Source organism: Candidatus Campbellbacteria bacterium, from assembly GCA_024653945.1.
In the GTDB taxonomy this organism is placed as follows: Bacteria; Patescibacteriota; Minisyncoccia; order Phycocordibacterales; family EsbW-18; genus EsbW-18.
Genome location: JANLIT010000003.1, coordinates 22,799 through 48,504 on the forward strand (window position 1 = coordinate 22,799; position 25,706 = coordinate 48,504).

Sequence of the window (25,706 nt, forward strand, 5' to 3'; positions counted from 1 at the left end):
TTCATATTATGGCAAACGATCTTAGAGGTTCTCAGTGGCACAAGTGGGATATACACGTCCACACGCCTAAATCGTTTGTTCAGGAATATGGTACAGATACCGAGGAAATTTGGGAGAAATACATCACGGATCTAGAAGCATTACCACCCGAAATCAAAGTGATTGGCATTAATGACTATCTTTTTCTCGAAGGGTACGAGAAGGTTTTGGCGTACAAGAACCAAGGTCGTTTGAGCAATATTGTTCTGATACTGCCTGTAATAGAGTTTCGTCTAAAGGAATTTGTAGGACACGAAAAGCTGAGGAGGTTGAATTATCACATTATCTTCTCTGACGAACAGACACTGTCGGTAGAAGTTATCAAAACACAATTCCTGAGCGGTCTGAGAGGAATGGCACACTTGGACCCCGACCTCACAGACATCACCTGGGGCGGAGTTGTAAATGCACAAACCCTTGAAGGTTTAGGCAAGGCAGTAAGGGAGTCAACACCTGAAGATAAAAAAAGCCAGCTCGTTGGGAATGATCTTGAACTGGGTTTCAATAACATTAATTTTGAATTATCTGGTATTGAGAAAATTCTTGGTGAAAAAGGAGATACAAATACTTATCTACAGGGAAAGTACCTAAAGGCTATTGGTAAATCTGAGTGGGAGGATTTTCGTTGGGACGCAGGTGTTGCAGAAAAGAAAACCATAATCAACAGTGCCCATTTTGTTTTCTGTGCCTCAGCGACTGCAGAGCAGGCGATTTCTTCAAAGCAGAAGTTAAAAGAGCAGGGTGTCAACGATCGTCTATTGCATTGCAGCGATGCACATCGTTTCTCAGACGACCCATCTGCAGAACAGGAGCGGCGAATCGGAACTTGCTTCTCTTGGATTAAGGCTGATCTGACCTTCGAGGGATTGATGCAAACTTTATATGAACCCGGACGTCTCCAAATACAGGAAAGAAATCCTGGCGACTCCAAGCCGTCGAGAGTCTTGATAGATCGCATCACTTACAAAAATTCGACCAACGAAGAGAGAACAGTTTTATTTAATAAAGATCTAAACTCCATAATTGGTATTCGAGGAAGTGGCAAATCAACGTTGTTGCGAAATATGACTAAGTCAATTGACCCCGTACAATTTAAGGAAACAGAAAAAGGTAAAAAAGAACCCTACCCACTGCAAGATTTCAAAGTCATTTGGGTTGACGGTCAGGAAAATTCAGGCAATGAAGAGAGTCACAAGAGCGCATTCTATATTCCTCAAGGATATTTGAGTGCTCTTGCTTATGATGATGGTGACCTTTCAAGGGAGCGGGATTCATTCCTAACAAAGTTACTTAAGAACAATTCCCATTTCGCACGCGCAGTCAATACGTTTGATACTTTTGTCGCGGAAAACGATCTTAAAATTCAGAGTGGAATTCAGGATCTACTTACAGCAAATAGTGACCACAGAGAAGCTCAAGATAAGCTAAAAAGTACGGGATCGCTTAAGGAAGTTCAGGACGATATCGACAAAAGAAATACCGAGCTTCAGAAGTACAAAGGTGTTGACTTATCCGATAAGGAATTATCCGCGTACTCACTTGCACAAAAAGAGTTGGATCAAAGAACCAAGCAACTAGAAGTGCTGTCACAGGATCGTCAAATTCTCACTTCTCTTCGTGAAAGCAGTGTAAGCATTCTTGTATCGGACAAGGAGTTGAATGCCTTGTCTCCGACACGGAGAGACGCGATACAAAAAGCATTACGTGAAAAAGGACGTACCGTGTTGATTGATTTGATTGATGTTGAACTCAAAGAAATTGAAACCCAAACCGATACGCTTACTAAGACACTGGCAGTTTCAAATGCAACAGTCGAAAAGCTTCGTGAGAAGGTGGAAAAAAATAAGGCTGTCACCGACCTAACTAAAGAAGTTCTCGAATTCGAAAAAACAAAGGTGACTATTGCTCAGCTGATTGATCAAAGAAATAAAGCCGAGGTCACTTTAGATGCAGCGAAGGATACACTGGTTGTTGCTTACAGTGATTTTAAAACAAAACAGGGAGTCATCTATAGTTCCATCAAATTTGAAGGAGAATTCAAATTTTTGAACATACAAATCGCGACGAAATATGATATTCAACAAACGAAAGACTTTGTTGAGCACTTCATCAATACTCGGGACTCAGAAGCTAGGGCGCAGTCAGAGGTTTCCGACCTTTTCGGCGAGAATCCTACTGAGCCTTCTGAGGCGACTGTGAGGAAGATACTGGCGCTCCTTCTTAGTGGACAACTCAAACCAAAGGTGGGCGGAGGTGATTTGGGAACAATACTCGGGCAATATCTTAAGAACCGTTATGTAATTGATTACCCGAATTCGGTTAAAACTTCAGAGGATGAGGTTTACTTTAAGGATATGACTGGAGGACAGAAAGCAATAACATTTCTTGAACTAATCTTTAGTCTTTCTAACGAGAGATATCCTATATTAATCGACCAGCCTGAGGATGATTTGGATGTCGGCGGTGTTGCAAATGATCTTGTTAATTTCATCACAGGAGAAAAGGTCGGGAGGCAAATTATAGTAGTTAGCCACAATGCAAGTCTTGTGGTTTGTTCTGACAGCGAGCAGATAATTAACTCCACTGCCCACAAGATAAGTAGCAACAAATTCGACTTTAGTTACGTTACGGGTTCCATAGAGAATCCCGACAGAAGAGAAGATGTAATCAACGTGCTCGAGGGTGGACACGATGCGCTCAATAAGAGAAGACTCAAGCTTCGTATAAAATAAGCCTCTTTTCTTTTATACGTAACTTGCTTTTTATACAAGTGGGGAAAGTGGGGTCAGACACCTTTTCTGAAACACAAAACCATACAGGCTAATTCGCACGAATTAGCCTGTAATTGATTTTATAGTTACAATACTCTTATGAAACTAAGTATCAAAGAATTATTGGATTTTTTTGATGATAAGAAAAACTCTCAAAAAGGAGATGCCAGTGCGCTCATGGCTATTCTCGGAGAAGATATGAACGCTGCTGTCTACAAACATTTTAGAAAAAATGGAGTAGAAATTCTCGATGATTCAGTTCTCCCCGGAACCAACAAAGGAAATAGGTTAGATAGGTGGGTTGTAGACAAGAAATATAAGAAACTGTATCAATGTGAAATCAAAAATTGGGCAGCAACCGCAATCGGTGGACAAAGATTAAATTCTAATGCAGATAGTAAGATAGTGAAGAAAATCGTGGAATACCACTGGAAACGTGAACTAAGTAGTAACTTTTCAAAAAATCACGAGCAACCGAATGGTGTAACCAAGGTTTTGCTCTCCATGCGTAAACTATTGGAATATCAAAAGTTCAAAGTGGAACCGTTACTTATTTATTGGATGCCAATTTCTTCCGATAAAAAAGATTTGAATCCTTTATCTGTTCTACCAATAAAATCTCTCCATTTACCAATAAAATCTCAATTCAAAAAATTACATATTTTTTCTGTATCTTTATATCTACGACAGTTACTTAAAAAGGGCAGAAAGACCATTGACTTAGAAATGCCACATTTTGAACACAGAATGACAATACTTGCTCGATTTCAAAACAAAAAATAATTTATGCAAGAAACTGCAGAGAAAACACTGAAAATAATAAAAAAGTACCGAGCTCCAACAAAAGAGGCCGGAGACTTGAAAGACGCACTTGAGAAACAAGGTGTTCGTGTCTTGGTTGAACTCCATGACGGTTACAAACACATCGATCTCGCAATCCCCAAGGCAAAAATAAACGTGGAAGTTGATGGAATCCAACATCTTACAAACCCTCACCAAATTTTAGCTGATCTTGGTAGGGGATATTATTCGCACAAAAGTGGGTACAATACAATGCATATTCCAAATGAAATGATACGTCTACACTTAAAAGAAATCTCCGAGGCATTAGCTGAAGCATCAAAAATGCAAGAAAAGAAACTCCACATTCACGTGGATTAAAAAACTTAGAAGCTAACAAAAATCGCCACGTAACCAGTCACGTTTTAATTGACGTCAACGTGACATGATTCCGCAGAATCAGGTACGTGGCACGATTTCGCTAAATCGCCTATTGCGCGGGTGTGTTTTTTGTCCATTGCCCAATCATTAAACCAACTGAACCCGTCTACCAAGTGCATGAGCAACTTTATCTAACGTGACCACTGATACGCTATGCTTTCCACCCTCTAGACGCGCAATAACCGACTGGGGCATATTGATTCTCTTCGCGACGTCCGCTTGAGTGAGGTTTTTTGAGATTCGTATCTTTCGGATTGTCTCAGCAAGCATTATGCGAGCAGACTCTGCCCTGTACCCGCGCTCAAACTCTTTGCCACGTTTTTTAAAAACTTCGTCAAAGGTATACCATTTGAGGTCGGATTTCTTTTTAGGAATTTTGTTTGCTGACATGTTGATATGGTTACGACGATTTTAATAGCTTATATACCTGTTCCGTGTATTCAATTTCCCGTTTTGGTGTTTTTGTGCTTTTTTTTCGAAATCCTTGAACAACATAGAGGGTTCCATTTAGTTTAAAATAGGTGATGCGATGATGTCCCACGATCAACTCTCGTATCGGTCCCTGTAACTGTTTTGTGTAAACACTTGTAATGGTGTTTGTAGTAAGACACTTGATGTCTTTTGCTATTGCCCCGCGATCCACGCTAGATATTTCGCTGAGGTATTTCTTGGCTGGTTCAAGAAAGAGTATACGCATTAGTTGTCCCATGTCGTATGTGTACTATTAGGTTCATAAAACCAGCTGGTGTAAATATAGCAAAATTGCTATATCGCTGTCAAGTGTTTCTAAATGTGAATCACAGACTCCTTTATAGCAACTTTAGTATAAAATAATGATAAAATAACCTAATGAAATCCGCATATATCATTCATGGGTGGGATGGGAATCCAGATGAGCCATTGTTGCAGTGGCTCAAAACAAACCTTGAAGCAAAAGGTGTGGCTGTCGTAGTGCCCGCAATGCCTGAGCCATCTACTCCAAAAATTGAACCGTGGGTTGCCACAATTGCCGAGATAAGCACACCGAACGAAGACTCGCTGTACATAGGACACAGTGTGGGGTGTCAGGCAGTTCTTCGGTATATTGCGACACTTCCTGCAGGTACACGCATTGCCGGCATTGTGCTGATTGCTCCATGGATGGCGCTTGATGAGGAAACTATTCGCGAAGAAGGTGAGGAATCCGTCGCCATTGCAAAACCATGGATGGAAACGCCGATTGATTTTGCAAAAATACGTTCAGTGGTAGGGAAGAGTGTGGCGATTTTTTCAGATAACGACCCATTTGTTCCACTTGACCAACAAGAACTTTTCAAAAAAGAACTGAATGCAGATATCATCATTGAGCACAACATGGGCCACTTTGCCCCAGACGATAACATCACCGAACTTCCTTCGGCTCTGAACGCCAGTGAAGAAATTTTGGGTAGTAAGTAAAACACATACATGTACCCTCTAGAAAAATTTTACATATACTTTTCTCCATATACCGCTCATGCCCTTGAAATAGATGGCGTGGTCTATCCGACACTTGAACATGCATACCAATGTATGCGATATACAGACCCACATATTATTGAGGAAATACGAATGGCTCACGGTCCTGTGAAGGCGTGGGAAGCGTCAACAAAATATAAACATCTTCAAATTCCTGAGTTCAAGAGTGAGGAGTACAAGCTCGAGGTTATGAAAAAGCTGATGAAGTTGAAAGCACAGCAACACGAAGAAATACGACAAGCACTACTTGATTCTGGTGAACTACACATTGTGAAGCACATCGTCACCTATCCACCGGGAGACGGTTTTTGGGACGATGGAGAAGATGGGCAAGGTTTAAATCATATCGGCCGACTATGGATGGAAATTAGAGAGGAGTTGAAAAAATAGACGGACTCAAAATCACAGTCTGGGCGAAGCAGTAGAGGATACCTTGACAAAATATTTTATATTTGCTATAATGGACATTAGATTCACAGTTCAACCGCTGTAACTTCGGGATAATCCCGAGAAAGGACTGAACAACATGTTCGCTCGTTTCTTCACGATTCTCTGTGGTCTCTGCCTGATCGCCGTCGCCATCTTCGGTCTGGTGGCCAACATCATGTTCGATCGCAACTGCGAGGGCTACCTCAAGCGCGCGGCCGACAGCAACACGATCGGCCTCGCGGAGAAGAATCTCGAGAAGGCCCTGCAGTACATCGAGGCCGAGGAGATGACGACCGGCTACTCGTCGGTGCTCTGGCGTACGCCGGACCAGGACGTGGGGTTCTGGTACGAAAACCTGAAAGCGTCTCTCGCCGAGCTCAAGCGTGTCGACCCGAACGCCTCCCAGCTCGAGCAGAGCAACGTCCTCATGAAGTTGCGTGAGACGCTGCTGGATGAGGGACAGTCGGTGTCGGTGACATCCCCGTCCCATATCGCCATCTTCCCAAGCCAGCGTCTCGTCATCTTCGGGGGAGTCATCATGCTCATTTGCACCATCTTCGGTGGCCTCATGTGGGCCAGCGAAGACAACCGCCGCTGGTGACGGTCGAACAGTAGGACCCAAGGGGCGCCAAACACTTCGGTGTGGGGCGTCCCTTTTCAATTTTTAAAATATTTCTAAAATCTCGTAGAAAAGTGTCTTGACAGGGAATACCCTCGGACTATACTAGACATACAGTTGGCTTCGGCCTCGCCCCCGCAAGGGGGAAAATGTGAGAAAAAATACTACGGCTTCAGTCCTCCCCGTAAGGGGTTACAATGGGGTTCGAAAGAACTCTCCCTCGAAAGAGGGTTACAATAAAATTATCGGCTTCGGCCTCGCCCCCATGGTGGGGCAAAAACAGTTGGCTTCGGCCTCCGTCTCCGCGAAAGCGGAGAGTAAAAGGAAAAACCATTAAAGTATATCTTTGATGGTTTTTCGTAACTGGTAAAAGATATTTTCATCAAGGTACCCGATTTTTTGCGCAAAACGCCGTATATCTACTACTCGTATCTGAGAAAGAATAGCGTGTGAACTCCTATTTTGCAGTTCTCCCACATACATACGAAAATGATGTTTTTTCTCTGAAGTTGTTAGCGGTGTTACGAGACAAGAATACCTGCTTAATCTTTTTAGAACCACAACTGGACGACGAAAAGTATGTTTTGCGCCGTCTTGTTCTGTGCCAATATTTACACCAAACGAACACCACCACACCTCACGTTCATGAAAGAACGGAACCTGGGTTCGTTCATTAGTTTGTTTTTTAACCTCATTCCACGTATCAAAATCCTTTTCCATAAGGCGTCTAAAGTATCATTGCAAGATAAAATCCAAGTAAACACACTAGCCACGTTTTAAGTCGCGTTTTAATTGACAGTACGCGACATGATTCTGCAGAATCAACTACGTGGCACGATTTCGCGGTTGTCGCGCCTTAGTCGACAGTTGCGCGACATGATTTTGAAAAACCACGTGCTATACTTAGTCACATAGAGTTCATTACCGGCTAATTTTAGAATTTCGCCACGTAACAATCGACGGTACGTGGCACGATTTCGCTAAATCGCATGACACCACTACATAAATCTATTCTTATCATTGTACTTCTTGCCGTAGCAGGAATTGGTCTTGCTGCCTACACGAAGATACAACCACCAATAGACGATGGAGGTATTGCGTGTACTGCAGATGCAAAAATTTGTCCTGATGGTTCAGGTGTTGGTCGCGTAGGCCCTAATTGTGAATTTGCTCCGTGTCCAGAACCTACTCCAAGTCCTGTGCCAATAAGTCAAGGGAGTGGAGTACGAGGTATTGTGTTATCTGGTCCACAGTGTCCCGTCATGCAGGTGGGTGTTCCGTGTCCTGATAAGCCACTTCAGACATCACTTACTATTGATATGCCAAACAGTGAGCGTCTTAGTCCTCTACGAAATTTTAGTTCAGACAAAGAAGGGAAGTTCAGCATTGCTATCTCACCAGGTACGTACACCATTAGTACTGGAGCAGATTCTGGTTTGATGTTTCCATGCCACACAGAACCTTTTGTTGTATCAGCAAACGCCTACACAAACGTGACCGTATCCTGTGACACTGGTATCCGATAGACCTTCTTTATGTAAAATTTTGTCGCGCTCTAGGTCACGTAACAAGTCACGTTTTAAGTCGCGTTTTAATTGACGGTACGCGACATGATTCCGCAGAATCACGTACGTGACATGATTCCGCAGAATCACTTGCGTTATTTTTATTTTCATGTATAGTAGTAGCTGAAGGTCGCGGAGTGTCCTGCGCATGCATGGGCGTGCTGGTGGAACACAGAGTACGTGTGGAAGAACTCTTGGGGACCCTCCCAGTTGACGAGGAACTTGGACAATCCCTCTCAACTACCCTAGGTTCATCCTGCCCGAACCTGCTAGGACAGCAGACGGGTGCAATGGCAGGCACTTCGCGATCTTCGACCTTTGTCCCGCTCTTTTCGTTTTCTTTTCGCTCCTCTTCCAGGAGCACCTTCGGGTCCGTGCGAAATGTACGGGCCTTTTCTTATGGCGAGTTTTTTATTTGATGTGCTATTATTTTTGTACACAACTAAGGTGATGGATCCCGATAGTGATCAGGTGGCGATATAAAAAATATTTAAACTGCTTTAGACACACAGTATGTCCAATAAAAAAAACAACGTGGTAGATGAAGCCACTATCGGGATGGAAAAAATTGTATCACTCTGTAAACGACGTGGTTTTATATTTCAGGGTTCTGAAATCTACGGCGGTCTCGCGGGGACATTTGACTACGGACCGTTGGGTGTGGAACTCAAAAACAACATCAAAGCACTCTGGTGGAAACGATTTATTCACGACCGAAACGATATGTACGGTGTAGATGCTGCTATTTTGATGAATCCGAAAGTGTGGGTGGCCTCAGGTCACGTGTCTGGATTCTCTGACCCACTTATTGAATGCACAAAGTGTAAACGACGTTTTCGCGCAGACCAGCTTAAAGACCCAAAGAAATGCCCTGACTGTGGTGGAACACTTGGTGAAGAAAAACAATTCAATATGATGTTCACAACGCATGCGGGAACACAAGAAGATGAAAACTCACTGACGTACTTACGTCCCGAAACTGCAGGAGGAATTTTTGTGAACTTCAAGAATGTGCTGGACTCACTCCATCCGAAGTTGCCGTTTGGTATCGGACAAATTGGAAAAGCATTTAGAAACGAGATTGCTCCGCGTGATTTTCTTTTTCGTTCGCGAGAATTTGAACAAATGGAAGTTGAATATTTTGTTGCGCCTGAAAACTGGGAAGGTGCGTTTGAGGAATGGAGAAAACAAATGCTCATGTGGACTGCAGAAATTGGTTTGAAAAATGAACATGTGCATGAACATGAGATTGCAAAAGAAGACCTAGCATTTTATTCAAAGCGAACAATTGATTTTGAATTTGATTATCCGTTTGGTCAGAAGGAACTCTATGGACTTGCATACCGCACCGACTATGACCTCGGAGCTCACGCCGAGCACTCAAGCGTTGACCTCACCTATTTTGATGAAGACCTTAAAAAGCGCTTTATTCCACACGTTATTGAGCCGTCTCTTGGGGTGGATAGGACCGTCCTAGCCGTCTTATGCGACGCCTACAGAGAGGAAACCGTGGAAGGTGAGGTTCGGGTCGTTTTGGGCCTTTCGGCCTCAATTGCGCCCTACCACATGGCCGTACTACCCCTCATGAAGAAAGATGGTCTCTCTGAGAAAGCGCAAGAAGTATACAAAGAACTCTCTAAAAACCACCGAGTGCTCTATGACGAATCTGGTTCAATAGGGAAGCGCTACCGACGACAAGATGAAATCGGAACACTGCTCTGTATTACTATTGACCACCAGACGCTTGAAGACGGCACTATGACCGTTCGCGACCGCGACACCATGAAGCAGGAGCGCGTCACACTTGAAACTATTATTGCAATGCGCAGAACATAAGGATGTTTGGTTTTTTGTTGTAAAATCAAAACATCTGGAGCACAATAGCCCCAGACGAACCCTACATGAGAAGGGAGGGTATATGGACTCAAGCGCTGCGCGCGCCCAGTGGCAAGCGACGCGGGAGTCCAATACTCCCCACGTCGTCAGTCTGTTCTACGAACAGCTCACACAGAAGTTGACGGGTGCAGAACATGCACCGAGCTACGATGAAGGTGACCTCATCCTCTGGCTTCCCAAGGGGGCAACGTTTGGCCTTGAGGTCAAAGGCGGTAGTTCCAACCACGCCTTCCGCATCGAGGACGAACAACTCGCCCGTCATCACGTTCTCGCCGATCGGTATCCGTACGATGGTTTCCTGTACTTTCTGTTCGGCTACACATCGTACGAACCACGCAAGGTGGAGAACGGCGACCGACGTCGGTGCATGGTACGCAACGCAATCCTCAGAGGCTTTGGACGGAGGTTTCTTATCGAGAGAACTCGTCATCTCTGGATTGTGCCCGTGCAACTCATTGAGACGCTACACCAGATGGTGGGAATCGGGGCGTCCGCGTTCCCGACTGGGTCCGGCGTACGCATCCAACGACGCATGCTCCAGACCTTTGCGCATGAGACGCAGGAGGCGCAGAACAGCTGGAGCGTCCGCAACGGCACGGTAGACATCCTACCACCACGCGGACGGACAAGGCGCATCTCCTTTGGGGTTACTATGTTCTGCTATAACGGCATGCCTGACATTCCCGTCAGGGGTGCTGTATGGAAGTGACCGCACCCGCTTGTAAGGGGGTGCGTTTTTGTATTTCGGAAATAATTATTTCACAATCTGGTTACAATCTAGTCAATAATTCCTTATGCATAAAGGGCGTATACTCTGAAACAGATGCACCTCACAACACGAATACAACCCGTATCGCACCACAACCAAGGAGATGGGAGATGCTCAATAACGCTGATGCACTCACTGTACACAGTGAGGACATCCGCGCCCTTCAGAGCTCCTCACCATCATTCTGGGTGTGGGCACGAGAGGCGTGGATCAAAGGATACCTTGACATCGTCGTCGAGGCCGTTATCACGACTGGCGTAGCCAATGATGTACCGGGGACGCTCGCATATCTTCAGGCGATTTACCTAGACCAAGTCGGTGGTTCAAAAAAAGTAGCACTCACCGATTTTGCAGGGAAAAATCCCTGGAACAAGCTCCACGCACGTCTGAGTATCGCACTGGGCAAGACAAAACCCGCCACTGAACAAGATCTCACGCTTATGCACGGGATTATTGGTCACGCTGCGCTTCCACGACTATTTTCGAGCCGCTTATTCAGGGAACGAAATCATCGTGTCCTGCGCGAGGAAATGCGCCAAAGCTTGTTGTCGTTCTCTCCGAAGGAAACCGAGATTGGACAAATGACGTTCGGTTTCGGCGCTGATGTTCCTGCTACCTACGACGCTGTCGGACGCTTGGAAAGCGGTAAATCCGTTCTTGCACGAACAGCTCTGAAAAGAGCGATGACGTTCTGGAAGGAACACCGCTTGGCAGTCAATGAAGATAACCGCGCACAGTGGCGCGTGCTCGTTCCAAGACTTCGCGTAATCATGGAACCGATTTTCGGTCACTATGTCTCGCGACTCGATCTGCATCCAGCCGCTAATCCCGAGATGACGTTCCTGACGCTCATGAGTTGGGCGAGTACGCTGTACTACTGGAAAGAGAATTATCGTCGGGTTCTCTTCTCCGAGATAAATACCGTGCTCTCTACGCACGGTTTTCCCGGAGGAAGAGTTGACGCGGTTGAACTCCGCAGAATTGAAGGGGAACGACTGACAAGAAAACAGGGTCTCATTCTCGAGTCCCTCAAGGTTCTCCGAAATCGTTCTGCGGGTGAACTCGTTGGTAGGTTCCAACGACAATTTCCCGGCGTTCTTGAAATTGCAATTCTCGACTGGAAGTTTGCTGTCGGAGACGCACTGGTTCGAGGAGAAATCATCAAACCAAGTGATATCGCGCGCGAACCGTTTCCAAAGCATCGCTTTCAAGTTGAGCGGTATCTCGCGCTGGCAATTCTTGACCACAGTCTGCAACATGGCATTCGGTATGACGACGAGGTATGGGCCCAGTACGGACATCGGCTTACCGCCGATGTTGTGTACTTTCTGCCGGGCACACTGCCAATCGTGCATACCGTTGCTCCGGATACTGCACTGCTCAAAGAAGTCTTCACGACCAGCACTGCCCAGCCTTGGGATAACGCGCGTGACCGCTCGACAATACGTCTGGCCAATAACGCAATCCTAGGACACCTTCTGGGTCTCATTGAGGGCGGACACAAAGGTAAACAGAACAAGAATGGCACGTCCGCAACTCTACAGGCAGAACTCTTCGACGGACGCACTGGATACGCATCCGTGACGGACATCATTGAGAAGCACAAAAACGGGAAGACGGCCGTCGACGTTCACGGCATCATCTTCAAGACGGCGAACGGCAGTTACGAGATGCACTTTGATCGGTTGGTTGCTGCGGTCGAGCGAGATGATATCGGAACTCGGAATTTCTCCGCCGAATACGGAGGCAAGGTTTCGTGCATGATGCCAGGTCATGATGATTCTGGTCCATCCATGCACATCTACCTTGACGGAACCCCGCGATTCTTTTGCTTCGGCTGCGAAGCGCGCGGTATCATCGCTGTCAGCTCACTACCCGATCACTTCGAGATATCACCCAGCACATTCCGTCGGCACCATATGCCGATGCAGACGGGGGAAAAGGAGACCAGTCTCGATATCTTGATTCCCGAGCGTTACCATCACCTGTTCACCACTCTGCAAGAAAGTCTTGCGAGCGCTTTTCACGGAAGCTCTGCGGAACGGTACGTCGCATACAAGCGCAGAATCGACCCTGATCTTGCGTTCACCTATGGCGCCGGTTTCGGTACATCGGCGTTACTCAACGACTTACTCGATGCGAAATGCTCGCTTGAGGAGCTTGCGACAAGTGGTATCATCCGCTTCTCTTCAGAGGTCAAGCCTGACAGCGTCGTCCCACGGCTCTTGAAACGGCACGGCATGCACATTGAGGAACTGACGCGGACCGTGAAGAAAAAGCCCGCATTGCCGTACTGTCTTCTCTTTGACCGTGTTACGTTTCCTCTGACGTTTGAAGGTCGTCTCTCGAACTTCTACGCACGTAGCATATCGCCGAGAGGTCTTCCTCATGTGAAGCTTTCCACGCACCTCACGCAGGGTGGCTTCAACATGGTTGCTCTTGCTGACCCGAACTCCTCTGAAGTAATTATGACCGAAGGAGCCTTTGACGCGCTCACCCTCATTTCGATGGGGTTTACGAATGTCTTCTCGCTCATCGGCGTATTCAATGTCCCGTTGTTCGGGAGCATCATGCGTTCCGGCAAAGATCTGGCAACTGCCTTCGACCGCGATTCAAACGTCTACAAAACAGGGCAGACGAAAACCTTGAAGATTGAGAAAAAACTGCGGGAGTGGGGATTTCCGGGACGTGTTTGTGACTATACCGAAGCCTTCATTCAGAAGCTTCCTCCTGAGGAACGTCCGTCTGAAGGAGATGGTACAAAGTGGGATTTCAACGGATGGTGGTGCGACCCTGCCCGCCGCCGTTAATGCGCACCGCTCAAACGGTCGTAAGAAGAACTGTTCCTTTGAAATTTGTGAATTGCCCGGCATGCGCTGGGCAGTTTTTTTAACCTGCGTTTTCTGTTAAAGTATAGGGGTAATGAAAAGCACCGGTAAAAAAATCGCACTTTCAGGCGTGAAGCCAACAGGCCGACCACACATCGGAAATTATTTTGGTGCAATGAAGCAGTTTGTTGAACTGCAGGAAACACACGAGAATTATATTTTTGTTGCCAACTACCACGCGCTCATTGGTGTACAAAACGCGAAGACGCTTGCACAAGACACACGCGACGTGATTATTGATTATTTGGCAATCGGCATTGACCCAGATACAACAACACTCTTTTTGCAGTCAGATATTCCAGAAGTGACAGAACTTGCATGGATTTTTAACACACTCGTCACCGTTCCATACTTGCAACGAGCTCACGCATATAAAGATGCCATTGCAAAAGGAAAGGAGGCAACCGTGGGACTTTTTGATTATCCCGTGTTGATGGCGGCGGATATTTTGCTTCCGAATGCGGATGTGGTGCCCGTTGGTGCAGACCAGAAACAGCATGTGGAGTATGCTCGAGACATTGCACAAAAATTTAATCTTGCGTTTGGCGATACCTTCACGGTTCCTGAACCTCTCATTTTGAAAGATGTTGCGATTATTCTCGGCACCGACGGACAAAAAATGAGCAAGAGTTACAACAATACCATTCCATTGTTTGCGACACGTGATGAAATTACGAAGGCGGTGATGAGTATTCCAACCGATTCTGCTGGAGTTGCTGACCCCAAAGATCCTGAAAAAGATTTTGTATTCCAATTCCACAAACTATTCGCAGGAGATAAACTCGCAGAGATTCGCGCTGGCTACGAAAAAGGTGGGCTCGCGTATTCAGAATCAAAGAAAATGCTCATTGAAGAAATAGATGCGTTTTGTGCGCCTCTCCGAGAAAAACGCGCGAAGATTGCCGGCGATACAAAAATGGTTGACCGTGTCATTGCCGAGGGTAGAGACAAAATCCGTCCACACGCACAGGAATTGATGAAAAAAGTTCGCGAGAAAGTGGGGATTGTATGAAGTGTGCAAAAAAAAGATATTGACATACCGTATTCTTCATTTATAATACAGATAGAAAGGTTCAACCGACACACAATCAATTGAGGAGACTGGCGATGAACAGCATTCCGAAGGACAAGAGTTACCCAAGTGATTCCGTGCAGTGCGGTGGTTGTCGTGGACGTGGGTGCAAGGAGTGCGAACAGCGGGGATGGTTCACGCCAGCATCTCATCCAAGGGGGCAACGTTGTTGGCTGGGAACGTGCGAGAAGCCCCTCCCCCCAAACCACATTGCAGTCTACTGTTCCAACCAGTGCGCCCAAGACGACGCCACGGACTGATGTTCTCGTCGCTCGCTTTCCGCCCTAGGAGCCGCTGCTCTTCGGGCGGCTCTTTTGTTTTTGGAGTTGCATTTTTGGTTACCATTTCGTACACTCATATGTGGACGCGCAATCCAGCGCGACGAAAGGAGCACGGTATGAGTAAGCCCCGGCAGGGTCGCAACCGTCACTGCAAGCGCTTGAGCCGCATGTTCAACCTCAAGAACGGCTGGCCCATGCATCGGCGGGTGATCCTCCGGCTTCGGGCCGCGTAGACCCGAGCATCCTTCTCTCAACCACCACCGGGCGCCCCACAAGGGCGCCCTTTATCTTTAACATACGGCTTGTGCACATTTGGGAAGAGGGGAAAAAACCTATATACTATGTATATGAATCACGTTAGAAATAACACAGTAGGCGTGACGCATTATCAGACCGCGGGAGCAAACATTGGTAATGGGGTGTGTTTTATTAAATAGCATTGGAAACGAACGTTTCTGATTTCTAACGTGATGAAAAACCGTATTTATATAAAAGACCTTGAAAAACACATTGACACTAGCGTTACCATCGCTGGGTGGGTATCTGTACGGCGTGACCACGGAAAGCTTATTTTTATTGATGTTCGCGACGAAACAGGAAAAGTGCAGGTTGTCGTAACACCTAAAAATGCCGAGGCGCTTGCCGTAGCAAACAACCTGCGCTCTGAGTGGGTTATTACCATCACTGGACTCATCAAAAAGCGTCCTGATAATTTGATTAATGCAGATGAATTAAACGGCATGCTTGAATGTGTGGCTGAAGAAATAACGGTGCTTGCCGAAGCAACAACTCCTCCATTTGATATTACTCAAGACACGATGGGTCTTAATGAAGAGGCACGCCTACAGTACCGATACGTAGACCTGCGAAGCGCACGAATGCAGAAAAATATTCGTATTCGAAGCGAGTTTGTACAGAAGTGTCGTGAATATCTTTTTTCAAAAGGATTTGTTGAAATTGAAACTCCACTCCTCACACAATCAACACCGGAAGGTTCTCGCGACTTCCTTGTGCCATCACGACACGCACCTGGACAATTTTATGCACTGCCACAATCACCTCAGCAATACAAACAACTCTTGATGACGTCTGGCTTTGAAAAATATTTTCAACTTGCTCGATGTGTGCGTGATGAAGACCTTCGTGCCGACCGTGGATATGAACACACACAATTGGACCTTGAAATGGCCTTTGTCACACGTGACGAAGTTATGGACACTATTGAAGGCATGATTATTTTTGTGATGGAAGGTTTGGGTAAAACAATCAAACAAAAACCATTTCCACGAATGACGTATGCGGAAGCTATAAAAACATACGGCGCCGACAAATTTGATATGCGCACACCAGAAGATACAGAGAAGGGAATTCTTGCGTACGCATGGGTAACTGATTTTCCATTCTTTGAAAAAACAGATGACGGCAAATGGACGTTCTCTCACAACCCATTTTCAATGCCAAAGGAAGAGCATTTGGAGTGGCATATGAAAGGCGAGCACGTTGACGAAATAATCACACAGCAGTACGATCTCGTCTGTAACGGATTTGAAACAGGAGGAGGAAGTATTCGTGCACATCGTCCAGAAATTCTTGAAGCAACCTACAAAATTATGGGGTATTCGGATACGGAAATAAAAGACAGCGTTGGTCATATGCTTGAAGCATTTGCACACGGTGCGCCACCACATGGAGGTATTGGATTGGGAATTGAGCGAGGTGCAATGATTTTGACTGGTGAAGCATACCTGCGTGAAGTACAGGCATTTCCTATGACAGGAAAAGGAAAGACAGCGGTGATGCACGCACCAGGACCAATTGACCCGATTGTATTGCGAGACCTTGGATTGTCCATTTTAAAGAAGAAAGAATAGCAAAAAGAACACGCACGTCATGAGTGAGTTTCATATTAAAACACCGGTGTTTGAAGGACCACTAGAACTTCTCCTCTCGCTCATCGAAAAAAGAAAAGTATTTATTAGCGACATATCACTCGCTGATGTTGCTGACGAATATATGGCGTTCGTGAAGCAGTTGGAACACTTTCCCCTCAAGGAAGCGGCGCAATTTGTACTTATCGCATCCACGCTTGTTCTTATAAAATCAAAATCGTTGTTGCCTGAATTTACGCTCACACAAGAAGAAGAAGCAGACATCAAAGATTTGGAGGAACGACTTCGTGTGTATCAGCGTGTGCAACAACTCTCAAAAGAAATTGGTCTTCGTTTTGGCACACACATACTCTTTCCTCGAGCGCACACATCGCTCTATCGTGAAGCTGTGTTTGCACCACATGAGTCAATCACTACAAATGCACTCATTGATGCCCTCCACGGCGTGATTGCACGACTCCCAAAGAAAGAGGTTCTAAAAAAAGTTATTGTTGAAAAAATTATGAGCTTGGAAGATATGATGAAGAATTTGTCGGAGCGTATCGGACACGCACTCAAACTTCGTTTTAGTGATATCGCAAAAACACACGCACAAAGTGACGCCACGGAAAGGGAAGTGCGCGTGAATACTATCGTCAGTTTTCTTGCCATGCTGGAGTTGGTCAAGCAAGGAATACTTGCTGTTCGCCAACATCAAACATTTTCCGATATTGAAATGGAAACCGAAACCGTTACCACACCTTCATACGCCCGCCCATGAACACACACGCTACACAACTTGAAGCTATTCTTTTTTTCAAAGGCGAACCGCTTTCTTTTTCTGAAATTGCACACCTTTTGAATATTTCTGAAAATAACGTACAAACGGCTGGACAGGAACTCAAGGAACACCTCGCACGAGAAAACCGCGGCATTCGTCTCATGGAAAATAATGGCGCATACATGTTGGCCACAGCGCCTGAAATGGCACCTCGTATTGAGAAACTCATTAAAGATGAGCTGGAACGTGACCTTGGAAAAGCTGGCCTTGAAACACTCTCTATTGTCTTGTACTACGGCCCAATTACTCGTGCTCGCATTGACCATATTCGTGGCGTGAATTCATCATTCACCGTCCGACAACTTGCCATACGCGGTCTTATTGAACGCGAGGAAAATCCAAACGACCAACGAAGCTACCTCTACAAACCGACATTTGAACTGCTCTCATATCTCGGTGTTACCAATGTGTCCGAGTTACCCGAATATACACACACCAAAGAAGAACTAGAGAACTTTAGTGCATCGCCAGATAGCGACGAAACACATGAGTAATGACACTTCAAACTATGATTCGTTTTTGCGCGTAACCCCACTTCTTGTGGGGGGACTTGTTATTGCTTGTTTTGTCATACTGCTCGGCACCATTGTGCTTCCAAAAAATGTACAGCAAGACACACCCACACCAACGCTTCCCAAAGTGCCAGTGGCCTCAGTTTTTGATTCAATCAACATTGAGGCTCGTTCAGCATATGTGTATGACGCACAAACGGACTCGGCACTCTTTGAGAAAAACGCGTATGAAGCACTTCCTCTTGCTTCTATTACAAAACTCTTATCTGTTGTTGTCGCACAATCAGTATTTCCTTCTGGAACTATCATTACTATTTCTCCTGAAGCACTTTCAGAAGTTGGCGATTCAGATCTTTTTGTGGGGGAGCGTTGGCTATTACGCGACCTCCTGCGGTACACCCTCACCGTTTCTTCAAATGATGGGGCTAGTGCGGTTGCACACACCTATGATGAACGGGGGGCAACCACGTTCGTTACAAAACTCAACGAATATTCTCAAAGCTTAGGTCTCTCTTCATTTTCATTTACAAATGCGACGGGACTTGATGAAAAAGGTACGTGGAAAGCAGCAAATTTTGGCTCCGCACGCGATGTTACATTTTTATTTGCACACGCACTTACCACTATTCCCGATATTCTTGACGCCACACGAATAGGGCAGGGAAGTATCTCCTCTTTAGACCGCATACACCGTGTTTCAAACACCAACACGATGATTGATAGCATTCCAAACGCCATTGGTTCAAAAACAGGATTCACAGATGCCGCTGGTGGAAATCTCGTGCTCTCATTTGATGTTGGCATCGGCCACCCGGTGATTATTGTCGTGCTTGGGTCAAGTAAAGATGGACGTTTTACTGATATGCAAAAGCTTGTTGGTGCCACCAATGCACACTATGCACTACGAGATTAAAAAATGAGTATTTGATACACTATATATTCTATGGATATCATTGACACTATTAAAGTAATTTTTCCAACAACAGTATCATTTACTATTGGTATTCTTATAACGCCAATTGTTACGCACTATCTCTACAAATATCAGTGCTGGAAAAAAACAAGCGTGGTAAAAGCGAGTGATGGGGGAGAGGCGCCGATTTCACAAAAACTTCATAATGATGAGGAACGAAAAACGCCACGCATGGGGGGAATTGTTATCTGGGCGAGTGTCCTTCTTACAACAGTATTTTTTGTGATTATATCTTCATTTGCTGACGGAATGTTTCAAACAATATCATTTCTCAGTAGAAACCAGACATGGCTCCCGTTGTTTACCCTCATCGTTGGGGCGCTCGTCGGTCTGTTTGATGACTACCTCAGCATCAAAGGCTCACTTGATTATGTTGGAGGTGGATTGTCACTCACCAAGCGTGTCGGTCTCGTCACGCTTGTGGGAATAATTGGTGCCTGGTGGTTTTATGAGAAATTGGACGTATCAAGCGTCATTGTGCCATTCTTTGGAACATTTGATATCGGCTGGCTCTTCATTCCATTCTTTATTCTTGTCATGCTCGGCACCTACTCTGGGGGTATTATTGATGGCCTTGATGGCCTTTCTGGTGGCATCTTTGCATCAATATTTTCCGCATACGGCGTTATTGCATTCGCACAAAATCAAATTGACCTCGCAGCTCTGTGTTTTGTAATTGTGGGAGCCTTGCTCGCTTTTTTATGGTTCAATATTCCACCCGCGCGTTTCTTTATGACAGAAACAGGAATTATGGCGCTCACTATGACACTTTCGGTTATTGCATTTCTTACACAGCAGGTGCTCATACTGCCTATCATTGCGTTTCTTCTTGTAGTCACCTCTTTATCATCAAGTATGCAACTGTTGTCAAAACGGTTCCGAGGTAAAAAAATATTTCTTGTCGCGCCACTCCATCACCACTTTCAAGCCATTGGATGGCCTGCGTCCAAAGTTGTCATGCGCTATTGGGTACTCTCTGTCATTTGTGCAACGGTTGGTGTCCTCATAGCACTCTTGGGGTAAGAGTACTGAATGCTATACTGAACCACATGCAGCGCGGTATTGACAAACCTTTTCTTTTTATCACAAGCATTCTTGTTGTTGCGGGAATGTTTATTTTTATTTCTGCATCAATTGGACTTCTTGCTCGAGCAGAGAATCTTAATGTTTCTGGACAGATTATTAACCAACTTCTGTCTCTAGGAATTGGTCTTGCCCTTGCACTTCTTGTGTTCCGATTTCCTGTTACTTTTTGGCACACCTACTCATTTTATATTTTGTTGGCAGGACTTGCCGCAACACTATTAGTACTCATACCGGGCTTTGGACCCGAACACGGAGGCGCGCGCCGCTGGATTGAGATTGGCTCCGTATCACTTCAACCGGCCGAGTTTTTGAAATTTGCGTTCATACTTTATTTTGCCGCCTGGTGTACCGGCGTTCGAAAACGCATACACACATTTACCTATGGCCCGCTTGCACTGCTCCTTCTTCTTGTGCCTGTTGGGTTTGTCCTCTGGTTACAGCCCGACTACGGTTCAATCACCATTATTGGCGCTACGGGAATGTGCATGTTGATATTTGCGGGAGCACGTTGGAAACATATTATTTCGCTTTCTTTGATTGGTGGTGTGTGTGCACTACTGGTCGTACTTTTTGTTCCCTACATACAAGACCGAGTGGACACCTTTTTGCATCCGGGAAAAGATCCACTTGCCTCTGGGTATCAAATTAAACAATCACTTATTGCTATTGGCTCTGGTCAAATAACTGGACGTGGGTTTGGACAAAGCACTCAGAAATTTAATTTTCTTCCTGAACCAATGGGAGATTCGGTATTTGCTGTTTTTGCTGAAGAGTGGGGATTTGTTGGTGGCATTGTTCTCATCGGTTTATTTATTGCCTTTTTAAACTTCGGTTATCGCATTGCTCTGCGCGCTGAAACGGCCTTTTCTCGTCTCGTGGTATTAGGTTTCGTTACCGCAATCGTAACGCAATCTTTCATTAATATGGGGTCTATGCTTGGCGTATTTCCACTCACAGGAGACCCTCTTGTTTTTGTGAGTAAGGGCGGAACATCACTTGTTTTTACCCTCATTGAAATCGGTATTATTTTGGCAATATCAAAACACACAAAAGAGCCGGGTACTGCAAAAACCTAGTAACGAAAGGGGGTATTTCTGATATACTTATGGAGTACTGTTCGCTGTATACGAGCAGTGTAATACTTTTATGCGCATTATTCTTACAGGCGGGGGTTCCGGAGGGCACTTTTATCCAATGATTGCTGTTGCTCAGCAAATTCATGAGATTGCAAAGCTCGACCATTTGGTTGAACCTGAGCTTTTGTACATGGCTGCTGAACCGTACGACATGGACGCACTTCTTGAAAATAATATAGAGTTCAAACACATAACCGCCGGAAAACAAAGACGTTATTTCTCATTTAAAAATGCCATTGACGTGTTCAAGATAGGGTGGGGGATGGTAAAGGCAGTTATAAAAGTGTTTCTCTCATTTCCCGATGTTGTGTTCAGTAAGGGCGGATATCCAAGTGTTCCTGTTGTGTTTGCAACAAAACTATTTCGTATTCCGCTCGTCATTCACGAATCTGATACCGAACCAGGACGTGCAAACGCATGGGCCGCAACATATGCACAGCGTATTGCAATTTCATATCCAGAGTCAGTGGACTATTTTGAAAAAATCACCGCACGACGAAAAAGAAAACCGAGAATTGCGCTCACAGGAAACCCTGTCCGTCACGAACTACAGACCGTTGCAGTATCTGGTGCACATGAATTTTTAAAACTAGAACAAGGCACGCCAACTATTTTAGTTCTTGGCGGTTCTCAAGGTGCCCAAGCCATCAACGAAACTATTATTGAAGCACTTCCTCGACTCATTGAAAAATATCAGATTCTTCATCAGACAGGATCCGCGCTCTACGACATAACTATTGGCAGCGCAGATACTATTCTTGAAGGAAATCCGCTCAAAGAACGCTACCACGCATTTCCATTTCTTAATGTTGTAGCTATGCGCATGTCTGCCGGCGCCGCTGATCTTATTATTTCCCGCTCTGGCTCGGGTTCTATTTTTGAGATTGCTGCATGGGGTAAACCATCAATTCTCATTCCTATTCCAACAGGCGTCAGTCATGACCAAGAAAAAAATGCCTTCGCATACGCACGTACCGGCGCAGGACTTGTTGTTGAACAAGCAAACCTGACACCAAACCTCTTGGTATCTGAAATTGACCGTCTGATGAGCGCACCTGACGAAATGGCTTCCATGGCACGCAAAGCATCGGAATTCGCACGCCCCGATGCCGCTGAAAAAATTGCCCGCGAAGTGCTTGATGTCGCTCTTGAACATGAAAAATAATCCCTCACAAAATGTGGTTGTCAGATTTGCTCCGTCTCCAACGGGTTTTCTTCATATTGGTGGTGTACGCGGTGCACTTTTTAATTTTTTGTTTGCACGTAAACACGGTGGTACCTATGTACTGCGCATTGAAGATACTGACAAAGAACGTAATAAAGAGGAGTGGACAAAGGGTTTAATTGACGATCTTGCGTGGCTTGGTCTTCATCATGATGTGTTTGCAAAACAATCAGAGCGAACCGACCTCTATCGTAGCGCTCTTCAAAAACTTATTGATTCGGGACATGCATACGTCTCAAAAGAAACGCCAACAGAGCCTGGACAACGTGACGAGGTCATTCGTTTTAAAAATCCAAACACCATTGTTACGTTTGATGACATGATTCGTGGCACAGTGTCCGTTGATACAACCGACCTTGGTGACTTTGTTATTGCTCGAAGCATGGATGAACCTCTCTATCATCTTGCAGTCGTTGTTGATGATGGAGACATGAATATTACGCACGTTATTCGAGGCGAAGAACACCTTTCAAACACACCACGGCAAATCCTTATTCAAGAAGCCCTTGGGTTATCTCGTCCAACATATGCGCACCTTCCACTTGTACTCGCAACAGACAAATCAAAACTCTCAAAGCGCAAGCACGGCGAAGCGGTGTCTCTTACACACTATCGAAGTCGTGGGTATCTTCCCGAGGCACTTTTAAATTTTGTGGTATTCATGGGATGGAATCCTGGAACCGACAAGGAATTCTTTACTATGGATGAAATGATTGAGGCGTTTGATATTTCAAAAGTACAAAAAGGTGGAGCGGTATTTAATGTCGAAAAACTCAACTGGATTAACCGACACTACATTCATCTCATGACCCCAGAGCAACAACTCGCTCGTATTTCTGAATATGCACCCAAAGGGACAGATGGAGATATGCTTGCAAAACTGCGTCCAATCATTATTGACCACATACAAACATTTGGAGATGTTGCAACAATGTTTGAAAGCGGAGAGCTTGCATACTTTTTTGCTTTACCAGAATATGATAGTGCACGATTGTTGTGGAAAACTGACCCTACAGAAACGGCACTGAAGCACCTTTCGTGGATTGCAGAAAAACTAAAATCTATTCCTGAATCTTTTACACATGATGAAATAAAAGAGGCTGTGTGGCCGTATGCAGAAAGCGAGGGGAAGGGAAGCGTGCTCTGGCCATTTCGGTTTGCACTCACAGGACAAGAAAAATCACCGGATCCGTTTACGGTTGCTGGTATTTTGGGTTATGAAGAGACATATAAACGTGTGAGCAACGCACTCAAACGTCTCTCATGAAAAATACCTCACTCAACGCACTGGGATTAGGTTTATTTCTTCTTATAGGAGTAAGTTTTTTTTCATCTCCACTGTATGCCGCCGTCTCTCTTGACGAACTCCAAAATAAAATTAATGAGAAGTCCGCACAAATTGAGCAGATTGAAAAAGATATTGCGAAATACGAAAAAGAACTTCAAACAGTAGGGGGCGAACGAAAAACACTTGAGAGTGCTATTGCACAACTTAATTTGACACGACAAAAATTACTAAGTGACATAACACTCACTCAAAAAAAGATTGAGCAAACTGGATACTCTATTGAAAAAACCGTGTCCGCAATACAAGAACAGGAACAAAAAATTGAACAAAATAATACTGTTATAGGACACGCTATTCAAGTCATGCATGAATCAGATAATGAATCTTTTGTTGAAATCGTATTGAGTAAAAATTCTTTGACTGATATATGGACCGAGTTTGACCAGTTAGAACAAATCCAGACCAATCTACGAAATCAATTGCAAGAACTGCGTTTGTTGAAGGCTGATTTATCTGATAAAAAAGATTTGGAGCAAAAAGAACATGATTCCCTGAGCGCCTACAAATCAAAATTAGATGGCCAAAAAAAGGTTATTGAAGTTAACAAACAACAAAAAGACCAATTACTCACCACAACAAAAAGCAAAGAGGGTGAGTATCAAAAACTTTTGGAAGAAAAACGTTTGGCCGCACAAAAATTTGAAAGTGAATTGCAAGACTATGAAGCACAACTGCAGTACGCACAAGATCCTTCAAAGCTTCCACAAAAGGGGAGTGCGGTGCTTTCGTGGCCTGTTGAAAACCCCGTCATCACCCAAGGCTTTGGCTTGACAAGTTTTGCTTTAAGTGGTGCTTATGGATACAAGAACGGTCAACCAAACCCACACCGAGGAATTGATTTTAGGGCTTCTGTTGGAACTCCGCTGCTTGCTACAGCTGCAGGAACGGTCCGCGACGCGGTTAATATGGATGCGGTGCCCGGATGTTATTCCTACGGAAGGTGGATTCTTATTGACCATGACAATGGGCTTTCAACACTATACGCACACATGTCAGTTATGAGCGTTTCTGCTGGTGAGTATGTCAAGACAGGTCAAATTATTGGATATGCAGGTGCCAGTGGATATGCAACTGGACCTCATTTACACTTTAGCGTCTTTGATCGTGATGCGGTGCAAGTTTCTCCATTTTCGTGGAGTATTGGATGTAAGAACACAAGGATTCCGTTCGCACCGTATGAAGCGTATCTTAATCCACTTGAGTACCTTCCCAAAATGTAATTAAACGTGTTATAAAGGTTATATATGTATACACACATACCAAACTACCAGGGATTTATCAAAATTATCCTCATTATAGTGATTGCGCTTATCGTCCTTGGATATTTCGGACTCAATATAACAGACATTCTGGCTTCACCGGTTGTGAAAGAGAACCTTGCATGGTTCTGGAATTTTTTGACTCATATTTGGTCAACGTACTTGAGTGGACCAGCAACATGGCTTTGGAATCATCTTATAAAATTATTGTGGGATATGTTTGTACAAGGTATAGGAAACCTTAAGGCAAACGGCGGACAGATACCAGTTACACCTATAACTGTTGGAAATTAGAAGTATGAGGAGAGGTTTTTGTCTTTGTCCGTATGTTCTAGGTATATAGGTCGGAAAAGATATATTGTGCGACACATATCTTCTCAGAAACTGGACCCTTAAAGGGCTACCCCACTA

Annotated in this window: 23 protein-coding genes; 21 read left to right on the forward strand and 2 right to left on the reverse strand. The window is 44.9% G+C overall.

From position 1 onward, the window contains the following. The first annotated feature begins 8 nt into the window (after positions 1-8). The 3 genes from NUW02_01885 to NUW02_01895 all read left to right on the forward strand — a co-directional run bounded on the left by NUW02_01885 (position 9) and on the right by NUW02_01895 (position 3,971). Entirely contained in the window at positions 9-2,771 is a 2,763-nt protein-coding gene (locus NUW02_01885; GenBank protein MCR4274778.1) for a hypothetical protein, read from the forward strand. Positions 2,772-2,909: 138 nt separating this feature from the next. Further along, positions 2,910-3,593 carry a hypothetical protein gene (locus NUW02_01890; GenBank protein ID MCR4274779.1) on the forward strand — a complete coding sequence of 228 codons (684 nt, stop codon included), beginning with the start codon at positions 2,910-2,912 and terminating at the stop codon, positions 3,591-3,593. Between the two features lie 3 nt (positions 3,594-3,596). Further along, a complete protein-coding gene (locus NUW02_01895) occupies positions 3,597-3,971 on the forward strand; it encodes a hypothetical protein (protein MCR4274780.1) in 375 nt (124 codons plus the stop codon). A 147-nt stretch (positions 3,972-4,118) separates the two neighbouring features. Here the strand turns inward: NUW02_01895 and NUW02_01900 are convergent, their stop codons facing one another. Beyond that, positions 4,119-4,421 (reverse strand): helix-turn-helix domain-containing protein, encoded by a 303-nt coding sequence (locus tag NUW02_01900; GenBank protein MCR4274781.1) that lies wholly within the window; start codon positions 4,419-4,421, stop codon positions 4,119-4,121. A 459-nt stretch (positions 4,422-4,880) separates the two neighbouring features. Between NUW02_01900 and NUW02_01905 the strand changes: the two genes are divergently transcribed. The 3 genes from NUW02_01905 (at position 4,881) to NUW02_01915 (ending at position 6,558) form a co-directional block, all read left to right on the forward strand. Then, positions 4,881-5,468: an alpha/beta hydrolase gene (locus NUW02_01905; GenBank protein MCR4274782.1), complete on the forward strand. Its 588-nt coding sequence runs from the start codon at positions 4,881-4,883 to the stop codon at positions 5,466-5,468. Between the two features lie 9 nt (positions 5,469-5,477). Continuing rightward, entirely contained in the window at positions 5,478-5,918 is a 441-nt protein-coding gene (locus tag NUW02_01910) for an NADAR family protein (protein ID MCR4274783.1), read from the forward strand. A 136-nt stretch (positions 5,919-6,054) separates the two neighbouring features. Further along, positions 6,055-6,558, forward strand: a complete 504-nt coding sequence (locus tag NUW02_01915) for a hypothetical protein (GenBank protein ID MCR4274784.1) — start codon at positions 6,055-6,057, stop codon at positions 6,556-6,558. A gap of 351 nt (positions 6,559-6,909) precedes the next feature. Here NUW02_01915 and NUW02_01920 read toward each other — a convergent pair whose 3' ends face one another. Continuing rightward, positions 6,910-7,296 (reverse strand): type II toxin-antitoxin system PemK/MazF family toxin, encoded by a 387-nt coding sequence (locus NUW02_01920; GenBank protein ID MCR4274785.1) that lies wholly within the window; start codon positions 7,294-7,296, stop codon positions 6,910-6,912. Positions 7,297-7,565: 269 nt separating this feature from the next. Between NUW02_01920 and NUW02_01925 the strand changes: the two genes are divergently transcribed. The 15 genes from NUW02_01925 to NUW02_01995 all read left to right on the forward strand — a co-directional run bounded on the left by NUW02_01925 (position 7,566) and on the right by NUW02_01995 (position 25,589). Beyond that, positions 7,566-8,102, forward strand: coding sequence for a hypothetical protein (locus tag NUW02_01925; protein MCR4274786.1), 537 nt, complete (start codon positions 7,566-7,568; stop codon positions 8,100-8,102). A 597-nt stretch (positions 8,103-8,699) separates the two neighbouring features. Beyond that, on the forward strand, positions 8,700-9,977 hold the full coding sequence (locus tag NUW02_01930) for a glycine--tRNA ligase (protein MCR4274787.1): 1,278 nt from the start codon (positions 8,700-8,702) through the stop codon (positions 9,975-9,977). 82 nt (positions 9,978-10,059) lie between these two features. Beyond that, complete coding sequence (locus tag NUW02_01935) at positions 10,060-10,746, forward strand: hypothetical protein (GenBank protein MCR4274788.1); 687 nt, start codon at positions 10,060-10,062, stop codon at positions 10,744-10,746. Positions 10,747-10,916: 170 nt separating this feature from the next. After that, the gene (locus NUW02_01940; GenBank protein ID MCR4274789.1) at positions 10,917-13,616 is read left to right on the forward strand and encodes a toprim domain-containing protein; all 2,700 of its coding nucleotides are present in this window, start codon (positions 10,917-10,919) and stop codon (positions 13,614-13,616) included. 112 nt (positions 13,617-13,728) lie between these two features. Beyond that, the gene (gene trpS / locus NUW02_01945) at positions 13,729-14,706 is read left to right on the forward strand and encodes a tryptophan--tRNA ligase (GenBank protein ID MCR4274790.1); all 978 of its coding nucleotides are present in this window, start codon (positions 13,729-13,731) and stop codon (positions 14,704-14,706) included. A gap of 811 nt (positions 14,707-15,517) precedes the next feature. Further along, on the forward strand, positions 15,518-16,918 hold the full coding sequence (locus NUW02_01950; GenBank protein MCR4274791.1) for an OB-fold nucleic acid binding domain-containing protein: 1,401 nt from the start codon (positions 15,518-15,520) through the stop codon (positions 16,916-16,918). 19 nt (positions 16,919-16,937) lie between these two features. Continuing rightward, on the forward strand, positions 16,938-17,696 hold the full coding sequence (locus NUW02_01955; protein ID MCR4274792.1) for a segregation/condensation protein A: 759 nt from the start codon (positions 16,938-16,940) through the stop codon (positions 17,694-17,696). Next, positions 17,693-18,250: an SMC-Scp complex subunit ScpB gene (gene scpB, locus NUW02_01960; protein MCR4274793.1), complete on the forward strand. Its 558-nt coding sequence runs from the start codon at positions 17,693-17,695 to the stop codon at positions 18,248-18,250. Before NUW02_01955 ends, scpB begins: the two co-directional genes overlap by 4 nt. Then, positions 18,243-19,181 (forward strand): hypothetical protein, encoded by a 939-nt coding sequence (locus NUW02_01965; GenBank protein ID MCR4274794.1) that lies wholly within the window; start codon positions 18,243-18,245, stop codon positions 19,179-19,181. The genes scpB and NUW02_01965 overlap by 8 nt, the downstream gene beginning before the upstream one ends. A gap of 30 nt (positions 19,182-19,211) precedes the next feature. After that, entirely contained in the window at positions 19,212-20,264 is a 1,053-nt protein-coding gene (locus NUW02_01970) for a hypothetical protein (protein ID MCR4274795.1), read from the forward strand. 26 nt (positions 20,265-20,290) lie between these two features. After that, positions 20,291-21,403 carry an FtsW/RodA/SpoVE family cell cycle protein gene (locus NUW02_01975; GenBank protein ID MCR4274796.1) on the forward strand — a complete coding sequence of 371 codons (1,113 nt, stop codon included), beginning with the start codon at positions 20,291-20,293 and terminating at the stop codon, positions 21,401-21,403. Between the two features lie 70 nt (positions 21,404-21,473). Further along, entirely contained in the window at positions 21,474-22,628 is a 1,155-nt protein-coding gene (locus tag NUW02_01980; protein MCR4274797.1) for a UDP-N-acetylglucosamine--N-acetylmuramyl-(pentapeptide) pyrophosphoryl-undecaprenol N-acetylglucosamine transferase, read from the forward strand. Next, positions 22,618-23,955, forward strand: coding sequence for a glutamate--tRNA ligase (gene gltX, locus NUW02_01985; protein MCR4274798.1), 1,338 nt, complete (start codon positions 22,618-22,620; stop codon positions 23,953-23,955). Before NUW02_01980 ends, gltX begins: the two co-directional genes overlap by 11 nt. Next, positions 23,952-25,256, forward strand: a complete 1,305-nt coding sequence (locus NUW02_01990; protein MCR4274799.1) for a peptidoglycan DD-metalloendopeptidase family protein — start codon at positions 23,952-23,954, stop codon at positions 25,254-25,256. Before gltX ends, NUW02_01990 begins: the two co-directional genes overlap by 4 nt. A 24-nt stretch (positions 25,257-25,280) precedes the next feature. Beyond that, complete coding sequence (locus NUW02_01995; GenBank protein MCR4274800.1) at positions 25,281-25,589, forward strand: hypothetical protein; 309 nt, start codon at positions 25,281-25,283, stop codon at positions 25,587-25,589. Positions 25,590-25,706 lie beyond the last annotated feature (117 nt).

Bases quoted from the DNA above. Each gene is read 5' to 3' on its own strand.
- NUW02_01885 (MCR4274778.1), top strand. From the start codon at position 9: ATGGCAAACGATCTTAGAGGTTCTCAGTGGCACAAGTGGGATATACAC.
- NUW02_01890 (MCR4274779.1), top strand. From the start codon at position 2,910: ATGAAACTAAGTATCAAAGAATTATTGGATTTTTTTGATGATAAGAAA.
- NUW02_01895 (MCR4274780.1), top strand. From the start codon at position 3,597: ATGCAAGAAACTGCAGAGAAAACACTGAAAATAATAAAAAAGTACCGA.
- NUW02_01900 (MCR4274781.1), bottom strand. From the start codon at position 4,421: ATGTCAGCAAACAAAATTCCTAAAAAGAAATCCGACCTCAAATGGTAT.
- NUW02_01905 (MCR4274782.1), top strand. From the start codon at position 4,881: ATGAAATCCGCATATATCATTCATGGGTGGGATGGGAATCCAGATGAG.
- NUW02_01910 (MCR4274783.1), top strand. From the start codon at position 5,478: ATGTACCCTCTAGAAAAATTTTACATATACTTTTCTCCATATACCGCT.
- NUW02_01915 (MCR4274784.1), top strand. From the start codon at position 6,055: ATGTTCGCTCGTTTCTTCACGATTCTCTGTGGTCTCTGCCTGATCGCC.
- NUW02_01920 (MCR4274785.1), bottom strand. From the start codon at position 7,296: ATGGAAAAGGATTTTGATACGTGGAATGAGGTTAAAAAACAAACTAAT.
- NUW02_01925 (MCR4274786.1), top strand. From the start codon at position 7,566: ATGACACCACTACATAAATCTATTCTTATCATTGTACTTCTTGCCGTA.
- NUW02_01930 (MCR4274787.1), top strand. From the start codon at position 8,700: ATGGAAAAAATTGTATCACTCTGTAAACGACGTGGTTTTATATTTCAG.
- NUW02_01935 (MCR4274788.1), top strand. From the start codon at position 10,060: ATGGACTCAAGCGCTGCGCGCGCCCAGTGGCAAGCGACGCGGGAGTCC.
- NUW02_01940 (MCR4274789.1), top strand. From the start codon at position 10,917: ATGCTCAATAACGCTGATGCACTCACTGTACACAGTGAGGACATCCGC.
- trpS (MCR4274790.1), top strand. From the start codon at position 13,729: ATGAAAAGCACCGGTAAAAAAATCGCACTTTCAGGCGTGAAGCCAACA.
- NUW02_01950 (MCR4274791.1), top strand. From the start codon at position 15,518: ATGAAAAACCGTATTTATATAAAAGACCTTGAAAAACACATTGACACT.
- NUW02_01955 (MCR4274792.1), top strand. From the start codon at position 16,938: ATGAGTGAGTTTCATATTAAAACACCGGTGTTTGAAGGACCACTAGAA.
- scpB (MCR4274793.1), top strand. From the start codon at position 17,693: ATGAACACACACGCTACACAACTTGAAGCTATTCTTTTTTTCAAAGGC.
- NUW02_01965 (MCR4274794.1), top strand. From the start codon at position 18,243: ATGAGTAATGACACTTCAAACTATGATTCGTTTTTGCGCGTAACCCCA.
- NUW02_01970 (MCR4274795.1), top strand. From the start codon at position 19,212: ATGGATATCATTGACACTATTAAAGTAATTTTTCCAACAACAGTATCA.
- NUW02_01975 (MCR4274796.1), top strand. From the start codon at position 20,291: ATGCAGCGCGGTATTGACAAACCTTTTCTTTTTATCACAAGCATTCTT.
- NUW02_01980 (MCR4274797.1), top strand. From the start codon at position 21,474: ATGCGCATTATTCTTACAGGCGGGGGTTCCGGAGGGCACTTTTATCCA.
- gltX (MCR4274798.1), top strand. From the start codon at position 22,618: ATGAAAAATAATCCCTCACAAAATGTGGTTGTCAGATTTGCTCCGTCT.
- NUW02_01990 (MCR4274799.1), top strand. From the start codon at position 23,952: ATGAAAAATACCTCACTCAACGCACTGGGATTAGGTTTATTTCTTCTT.
- NUW02_01995 (MCR4274800.1), top strand. From the start codon at position 25,281: ATGTATACACACATACCAAACTACCAGGGATTTATCAAAATTATCCTC.